Raw genomic sequence first — 8,300 nt, 5'->3', positions numbered from 1 at the left:
CAACGCCAGCTCGCCGATCTTGGCATGCAACGCCTTCAAATCGACCGGCGTCTCGGCCGATGTCTTGTCATGCCCAAACACGCCGGCGGCGCCTTCCAGGAGCTGGTTTTTCCAGATCGTGATCTGGTTCGGATGAACATCAAACAGTTGCGCCAGCTCCGCCAGTGTCTTGTCTCCTTTGACCGCAGCCAAAGCAACCTTCGCCTTGAATGCCGGAGAATGCGTCCGGCGGCTCTTCTTCGTCATCTTCGCTCCTGATTCGCAGCAAGAATCCTCGCCGCTGTCAGGCAGAAAATCCACTCAAGCTACTGTCCGAATTTGCGGGGCCAGCTCTTAGACTCGCCCGTCATCGCTGGCGTGCGGAGCCTCTATGCTGAATTGGTCGACACGTTACGGGGACCGATGGATGGTCTACCGTTCGTCCTAACGGGACACCTCCATGTCGCGGGCGGTATTGAGTCGGAAGGCGCGGAGCGCAGAATTCTAGTTGGTGGCCAGCATGCTGTGCCGCACGACGTGTTCCCGGCGGAAGCGAGCTACGTGGCGCTTGGCCACTTGCATAAGGCTCAGGCCATCGGTCGTGATACCATCCGCTATTCTGGTTCACTGATTCCCTTGTCGGCGACGGAGATGCCTTACGCGCACGGGGTCACTCTTGTGAGCCTCGACGGAACAACGGTTCTATCCGAACATATCCCGATCGACCGGCCAGTTGCCTTCGTCCGCCTTCCTGAGGCGGGAGATATGCGCTTGAACGAACTTGGTGATCATCTGACGGCAATGAACCTCTCATCGGACCTGCCGCTTCATAAACGGCCATTCGTCCAGATCAGGCTTGCCCGGGAAGGGTTATCGCCCGGGTTCAGAGAGGAGGTCGACCGCATTGCGGAGAGCTTTCCGGCGCGCATCGTCGACACCCGTGTCGCGGCAATACCCGAGGCGTCAAACGACGTGACTTCCGCCGATCCTATGATCCGCCTTGCGGAAAGAGATCCGGAGGATCTGTTCAAGCTCGCATTTGAACGCACCTTCGGCGTAGCCCCGGATGCCACGCATCTCGATGTCTTCCACCGCGCACAGGCGGAGACATAGCCATGCGGATCTTGGCTATCCGCGGCGAGAGTCTGGCAAGTCTTGGTGCTCCTTTCGAGATCGATCTTGCCGCAGAACCTCTTGCAGGTTCCGGCCTCTTTGCCATCACTGGCGAGACCGGCGCCGGGAAATCGACCATCCTCGACGCGCTCTGCCTCGCGCTCTATGGCGAGTATCCACGCGTCTCTGTCGGTCGACGGGAGAATGCGCCCGATCCCAGTGGGGAGGCGATTTCAATTCATGATGGCCGAGCGATCCTGCGCCGAGGCGCCGGCAGCGGATATGCCGAGGTGGATTTCGTTGGGCAGGATGGCGAGCGCTATCGCGTCCGCTGGGAGGCCAATCGGGCGCGAGGGCGAGCAAATGGGCGGCTGCAGAATGAGCAGCGTTCGTTGTATCGACTCGACGACGGCAGCGCGGTGGCGACTGGCAAGACTCAGGTCCGTGAGGCGGTGGGGAGGAGAACCGACCTCACATTCGACCAGTTCCGGCGAACGGTGCTCCTCGCACAGGGCGAGTTCGACGCTTTCCTGCTCGCCGCCGAGAGCGAGCGCGCAGAATTGCTGGAGAAGATCACCGGTACTGAAATCTACGCAGCGATCTCGGTCCGCGTTCACGACGGCACGGACGCTCGACGAAGAAGTGTCGAGCAATTGGAGCGGCGTCGAGACGACATCGGGCTTCTTGATGACGAAGCCAGGCAGGCGCTGTTGGACGAGCAGAGTCAGCTTGCTTCAACCATTGCACAGAAAGGCGCGGAGCGCGATCAACACAACGAGCGGTTAGATCACTTCAAGCGCGTGGCCGCCGCCCGCAGCGACCTCGCGCGGGCTGAGGCTCAAGCGGTCGCAGCGCACGCGGCGCGCGAGGCAGCCGCTGATGAGTATCAATCTCTTGCCGAACTCGATCTTGGCGAGCCGCTTCGTCCGCTAGCAGGCGATTTGCAAAATGCACGGCGGACGGCAGCGAAGGCCCAAACCCGTCTCGACGGTTTGCTTATTGCACGCGAGGAAGCGCAGAAACTACACTCGGAATCTACAACGCAACTGGCGGACGCGGTAACCGCCAACGGAGCGGCAGAAGAGGTCCTCAAGAATTTTGGTCCCCTTTGGAACGAAGCCGAAAGGCTCGACGCCGAGCTGGCGGCAGCTCGGACCGAGTTTAATGATACGCTGGAAAAATCGCAGCAGGCGGAAGCGACACTGCGCGAGAAGGCCGATGCGCTGGCAACGATTGATGAGACTCTCGGTCAGACATCAGAATCGTACCGCACCACTGCGGCGCAATTAAAAAGCCGATCGGATCGCGTTCTTCTTGCTGATCGTCTTGGCGATGCGATGGACTTGTTAGCGAAGCGGGGAGCGCTCCAACAGGAGCACGCTGCAGCTAGGGTGACGGCCGCTGGAGCGGAAGAAACAGCTACGCTGTCGCAAAATGAAATAACTGCGCTGCTGGAGAAGCTCACCGAGGATCGCGAGCGAAAGGATGGCTTAAGTCGTGAAATCGGTGATCGTAGAGCTAGTCTCGCCGGCATCGATGAGGCGACGCTCCACGAACGAGACGTCAACCTGCAACGCGCGCTTGAGGCTCTGCGCGAGGCCAGCACCGTCTGCGACCAGTATACTCGGGCATCGGCAGATCTAACACGGCGGGAATCGGAACACACGCTGGCGGCTCAGGCGGTAAGCACAGCAAAAAGCCAGATCGTTGAAGCTGAAGCGGACCAGCTCCGCGATCGGACCGCGCGTGCGGAAATTGTTCCGATCGCAGAGCTCGCCGACGAGGCGGTCTCATCTGAGGCCATTCATCTGCGCAGCCTGCTGGCTCCAAATTTGGCCTGCCCGGTGTGCGGCAGCACCGACCATCCCCATCTTGCGCATCCAAGCACGCTGAACGAAATAGCTGCTAGGCTTCGCCGTCGGCGCGAAGAACTTGATACCGCGTTGACCGCGACGGGCCAACGTTTGGACGCTGCAACGCGCGCGCTTTCCGCTGGAGAAGCGCGCCAGGCGGAGACAAATCGCGGCATCGATGTGGCACGTGGACAAGTTCTGGCTGCCAACAGCGCTTTTGGCGAACAGTGGTCGTCGTTGAACGATCTCTGCACGAAGGCTGGGATCGAGGGGAACGCACCTCCCGTTCTCGATGACCAGGCTGCGTCGAAACTGGCGGCCCTCATCTCAGTCGCGATCGCAGAACGATCCGCCATTGCGTCTCCGCTCGCAAGCGCCCGGCGTCTTCGGACAGAGATCGACAGTTTGCAGCGGAAGCATGACGCGCTCGGTGAGGTGATCGAGACGACCGCGCGCTCCATCGACCAAAGACGTTCTAATTTCCACGCTGCGCAATTAAAGGCAACTGAGTACACGGTCCAGGCGGCGGGCCTTGCTGAGCGCCTCATTTCCATCAGCCGTGAAATCACGCCGTTTCTTGCTGCCGCAGGTCTGGCCGTCGACCACCTCGATGTCGATCCCGCCGGTGTTAGCCTCACGCTGTCAACGGTTGCGACGGAGTACGCCGCCCTGCGCGAGCAAGTTGGCCAGCTTGAAATGACGCTCCAGCGCCTGGCGCCCGAGCGTGCGGCGGCGGACGCCTCGCTTCGGCACGCGCAGGCCCAGGTAACGGCGGCGGCTCTTCTTCTCGATCAGCGTCGCCTGGCCGAGGGAGAGAAGGCGCGTGCCAGAGCAGAACTCCTCGATGGCGAGGCGACAGCAAGTCACCGGGCTCGGATCACCGAGGCTTGCCAGACCACCCGTGAAGCTCTTGCTCGTGCGCGCGAGACAAAATCGACCACAGATGCAGCGTTCCAGGCGGCCGGCGCTCGCTGCGACGAGGCCGCCGCTGGATTGGAGACCGCCAAAGGCCGTAACGCGTTAGCCGAAAAGGCATTCAACGCCGCCTGCATGGATATTGCTCGCCCGCCGGATCAGGTTGCGGCGCTGATCGCAACCGACCCAGCATTGAGTGGAGCGTTACGGGTCCGAATTCGGGAGATCGATCGAGGCGTGAACGATGCGGGCACCGCAGTGCTGACGCGTCAGAATGACCTAAACCGGGCGCTGGAAGGGTTCAACGAGACCACCGATGTCGAGGAATTGGCCGCAGTCGTCGCGACGTTGGGAACCGAAATCGGAGACATGCAACAACTGACAGGTGGACTTGCCGCTACGCTCGCGCGAGACGACGAGGCGCGCCGCGCCGCCGCAAATCTATCCGCTCAAATCGAAACTGCGAAAGCGGAACTCGTAATCTGGCATGCAGTCGACGATGCTATCGGCTCGGCCAGCGGTGATCGTTTCCGTCGCTTTGTGCAGGGCATTACGCTCGACCACATGGTGCAATTGGCGAATGATCATCTCCACGCATTAACACCCCGCTATAGGCTCGCGCGAGGGGCTGCGTCCGATCTCACGCTGCATATTATTGATCGCGACATGGGCGACGAGGTCCGCGGCACCCGAAGCCTGTCAGGCGGTGAACGCTTCCTCGTCTCCCTTGCGCTGGCGTTGGCGCTGTCAGGTCTTGAGGGTCGATCGTCCTTTGTCGACACGCTGTTTATCGATGAAGGCTTTGGATCGCTCGATGCGGAGACGCTCGACTTAGCAGTAGATGCGCTGGAGACCTTACAGGGCAGAGGTCAGAAGGTTGGCGTCATCACACATGTCGCTGCCATGATCGAGCGGATTGCCGTGCAGGTGCGCGTGGAAAAGCGCGGTGCGGGCCGATCCGAAATTAGAGTATCTAATAGCATGGGAGCCGCATGGCCTACGACGAGTAGCGCACAATAATATCAGGAGAAGCGACCTCGGAGTGTTCAGGCCGGAAGAGGAGATACATGGAGAAGTATCATATCAAGCTGACTGAGAGCGAGGCCGCGATACTCGCGAAGGTCGATCTCTGGGAATCTCATCGCAATCATGATGAGGGCCACGCAGCTTATAAAGCCAATGCGCAGCCGATCCTTACCTTGCTCCAATCTCTGAGCGATAGATCCGCAATTCCCCAAGAAAGACTGAATTACTGGAATGACCCCCGATACCATCAGGGGAGGATCAAAGCGTCGCGTAAGGGTCTATTCGAGAGAATGGTTGCAGAGGTACCGACATTTACACGCATCCACATTTTATCCGTTATCTTCGATATTTTCTGTTTGGTGCCGATCTTCCCGACGACGTCATTGCAGCATTTGAGGAGAAAGTCGGTAACCCACAGTGGGTTTCCTCTAGTGATGTCATTCCGATCGGTAAGGATGCTCGGGATCTCACCCGCCAATATCGTCTGGACAAGACGGATGCACCAGAAGAGTTCTTTAAACTTTGCCTCGACATGGGGCTTAGCTTGACGACAGCCGAGAGCGTCATGCGGCGGTCAAACAAATTCGATAGAATATGGACAAACTGACGCTGAACTATGTCTGGGAGCGGATACCGGTCGTACTGCGGCGGACGGGAAGAGGGCAGCGCTTGCGCGTTCGACTTCCCTTCGCAGAAGCGAATCGCCAGTGGCTTCAGAATGATAGACGAACGTCGCCTATTTGGATTGCCGGCAAGAAATACTGGGAACTGCCGAAAGCTTGGTTCAACGATTTCATTGAACGCTCGTTGGCCGAATATGGCAAGGTCTACGTTATTCAGCCCTACCGTGAGCAGGAGAAATGCTCTCCTGCGTGCCAGAATGCGACTGGGCATGAGTGCCAGTGCTCCTGCATGGGCCTCTATCACGGCGCCGGAAATGACGGCAGTTGGTTCGAGGTATCCGATACTTTCGCTGCGCGTTGGGGCGAGCAGGAGCTCGCCTGTCGACTAATGACGGCGAGGTAGGATGTCTGCTGGGGGAGGATGCATTTTGACCAAAGGCTCGGCCGACCGGCTGGCGGCAGCGCCATTGTCGTGCTTGTTGGGTTTAGCGATGCGTAAAGGGGAGCAATAAACGTGCTCTATGCCTGGGTCGGCGACCAGAAGCGCGCCCCCGTCGCGAAGGGAGAACGGACCACGTGTCGCGACTGCGGCGGCTTGCTCACCGCCGTCATGCCCGTCGAGAACACGTCCCACTGGCGGCACAAGGCGGGTGATTGCGATCCCTGGAGCGAGCCGGAGGGAGCCTGGCACCTCGGCTGGAAAGAACTCTTCGACATGTCCTGCCGCGAGATCGCTCTACGCGACCCGACGACAGGAGAGCTGCACCGCGCCGACGTCCTCGTCGGCAGCGGCACCCCGCGCGCGACCGTCCTTGAGCTGCAGCACTCCTCGATCAGCGAGGATGAGCGAAACGCGCGGGAGGCCTTCTATCGGCGCGGGCACCGGATGTTCTGGCTGGTCCACATTCACAGCGAAAGCTCGTTCCTTGGGACGTACTTCAATATGTCGCTCGATTTCGGATCACGGGTCGTAAATCTCGACGGCAAGGAATTCGCGATCATGCGCTGGGTGGGCCCGAACAAGCAGTTCATCGAGAAGTGGAAGCGTGCGGTAGCCCACGTCTTCTTCAATGCAGGGCCTTACATCTTCTACCTTGCAGGCCCCGGCGTAGCGTCTCGTCTTGGAGGCCCCTTGAAGCGCGGCGAATTCGCTCTCTGCGCCCTGACCCGCGATGAGTTTCTGCGAGCTGTCCGCTGGGAGGATACTGCTCCCTCTTGACGGCTTGCTCGTATTGAGCGGCGCCACGCCAGAGCACTTTGCATGGCTGCCGGTATTCCTGATTAAACACAATGCGAGCGCTCGGGACAAAGCTCGCTGACAGTAGAAGGTGATGTTTGCCAATGAAGATATTTTGGTCATGGCAGAGTGATCGCGATCCGAAGTTGCATCACTACTTTGTGCGCGATGCGCTGAAGGACGCCTGCAAGCTCATCGCCATCGATCCCGACTATGAGGAGGCGGAGCGTCCCGAGGTCGATCACGATACCAAGAATGTCGCTGGAACCCCGGACATCACGAAGACCATCCTGGAGAAGATCGCCGGCGCGAACGTCTTTGTCGCGGACATGACCCCGGTGGGCATGACCGCCCCTGCAGCACTTCAGCCCAACATACCTGCCGAAAAGCGTTCCGAGCCCAAATACCTCCAGAACCCGAACATCATGTCCGAACTCGGCTACGCCGAGCATGCGCTCTCACAGGGCCGCATCATTCTCGTAGCGAACGGCGCGCATTATCCCGGTCCCGTGGCGCTTCCCTTTGACTGGCGTCACCGAAGCGGCGCGAAGGTCTACACCCTCAAGGATGGAGCCACGAAGGAGGAGATCAAGGCCGAGCAGAGGCGCTTCGCGGAGGTGCTGAAGAGCTGCATCCTGCCCATCCTGGCTGAGCAGGCTCCGGTAAAGGCACCACCACCCCCAATTTCCTGGCAACCGTCGAGCAGTAGCGATCCGACCATTTGGCCGGCGGCTGAGAAGAAGCTCGAATTTCGCAACAATGCAATGGAAGAGCGGCGCCGGAATGTCCAACTGGGAAAAGGGACGCGGATCTTCGCGCGCATCGCACCTAGCACTACTTTGGCAGAATGTGTTTTGGCCGCTGCTTTTCAAGGATTTGCTTTCGGCAATATGGGCATTGCTGAGGCGGCGGCCGAAGGATGGAGATCGACGATGGCGTGGCGTACGGCGGGCATGGTTGGTTGAGGCGGAGGCCCGTTGATTCTTTTTTTTCCGCCCCGCGTATGCGAGGCGACGATGTTGCAGGAAGGCGTAGGCAATCATTGTCATAAGGGCGTGGCGATGAAGACCTTGCCATGATCGCCCTTCGAAGTGATCAAGTCCAAGCTCCTCCTTCAACTGTTGATGCGCCTGCTCACAAATCCACCGTGCCTTGATGGTGGCGGCCAGCGTGCGCAGATCCGTCGTCGCCGGAAGATTGGCGAGATAGTATTTGCTCTCCCCGGAGGCACGTTGCTCGCCAATGAGCCAGACTTCGTCGCCTGGGAGATGCTGCTGACCTTTATCCCATATCCGCTGCGGAGGGCCGTCGGCGGTGCGGACACGGAGGGCAGCAAATCGGGCTTTGAGCCGACCTTTCGTCCCGCTACGCCAACTCACGGTTTTCCATTTGGCGCTGGCCAGCATTTGTTCTGCCGCAATCGATAAGATATCGGGCACGTGGTGCTTTCGTGGTTTGCCACGGACTTTGGTGATCGGCCAAATGAGCTTCACATCGACGGGATACACTTTCTGGTGCCGAGGGATACCGACCGCCCAGGCCAGCCCGCGCTCT

General features: G+C 59.6%; 6 protein-coding genes and 1 pseudogene. 5 read left to right on the top strand and 2 right to left on the bottom strand.

Features of this window, described 5'->3' with window-relative positions; genetic code table 11:
• On the bottom strand, positions 1-246 hold a 246-nt coding region (locus IQ16_RS44235), incomplete at its 3' end, for an IS3 family transposase (protein WP_028180173.1).
• Between the two features lie 156 nt (positions 247-402).
• On the opposite strand from IQ16_RS44235, the gene IQ16_RS44230 reads away from it, so the two are divergent.
• The 5 genes from IQ16_RS44230 (at position 403) to IQ16_RS44210 (ending at position 6,728) form a co-directional block, all read left to right on the top strand.
• A complete protein-coding gene (locus tag IQ16_RS44230; protein ID WP_018648594.1) occupies positions 403-1,092 on the top strand; it encodes an exonuclease SbcCD subunit D in 690 nt (229 codons plus the stop codon).
• Positions 1,093-1,094: 2 nt separating this feature from the next.
• The gene (locus tag IQ16_RS44225; protein ID WP_018648595.1) at positions 1,095-4,880 is read left to right on the top strand and encodes an AAA family ATPase; all 3,786 of its coding nucleotides are present in this window, start codon (positions 1,095-1,097) and stop codon (positions 4,878-4,880) included.
• Between the two features lie 47 nt (positions 4,881-4,927).
• Positions 4,928-5,434, top strand: coding sequence for a hypothetical protein (locus IQ16_RS46405; RefSeq protein WP_080668323.1), 507 nt, complete (start codon positions 4,928-4,930; stop codon positions 5,432-5,434).
• 46 nt (positions 5,435-5,480) lie between these two features.
• Positions 5,481-5,912: a hypothetical protein gene (locus IQ16_RS44215; RefSeq protein WP_018648597.1), complete on the top strand. Its 432-nt coding sequence runs from the start codon at positions 5,481-5,483 to the stop codon at positions 5,910-5,912.
• A gap of 111 nt (positions 5,913-6,023) precedes the next feature.
• On the top strand, positions 6,024-6,728 hold the full coding sequence (locus IQ16_RS44210) for a competence protein CoiA (RefSeq protein WP_011084720.1): 705 nt from the start codon (positions 6,024-6,026) through the stop codon (positions 6,726-6,728).
• A gap of 886 nt (positions 6,729-7,614) precedes the next feature.
• On the opposite strand, the pseudogene IQ16_RS44205 reads toward IQ16_RS44210, so the two are convergent.
• Positions 7,615-8,300: pseudogene (locus IQ16_RS44205) on the bottom strand (IS701-like element ISBj6 family transposase); the annotation flags it as partial.

This window comes from Bradyrhizobium huanghuaihaiense, from assembly GCF_007830635.1.
Classification (GTDB): domain Bacteria; phylum Pseudomonadota; class Alphaproteobacteria; order Rhizobiales; family Xanthobacteraceae; genus Bradyrhizobium; species Bradyrhizobium huanghuaihaiense.
Note: the sequence above shows the minus strand (reverse complement) of the source record. Positions and strands in the feature narration are given on the sequence as shown.

What these genes read in the sequence shown, in the direction of transcription:
- IQ16_RS44230 (WP_018648594.1), top strand. Translation starts at nt 403, where the DNA reads ATGGATGGTCTACCGTTCGTCCTAACGGGACACCTCCATGTCGCGGGC.
- IQ16_RS44225 (WP_018648595.1), top strand. Translation starts at nt 1,095, where the DNA reads ATGCGGATCTTGGCTATCCGCGGCGAGAGTCTGGCAAGTCTTGGTGCT.
- IQ16_RS46405 (WP_080668323.1), top strand. Translation starts at nt 4,928, where the DNA reads ATGGAGAAGTATCATATCAAGCTGACTGAGAGCGAGGCCGCGATACTC.
- IQ16_RS44215 (WP_018648597.1), top strand. Translation starts at nt 5,481, where the DNA reads ATGGACAAACTGACGCTGAACTATGTCTGGGAGCGGATACCGGTCGTA.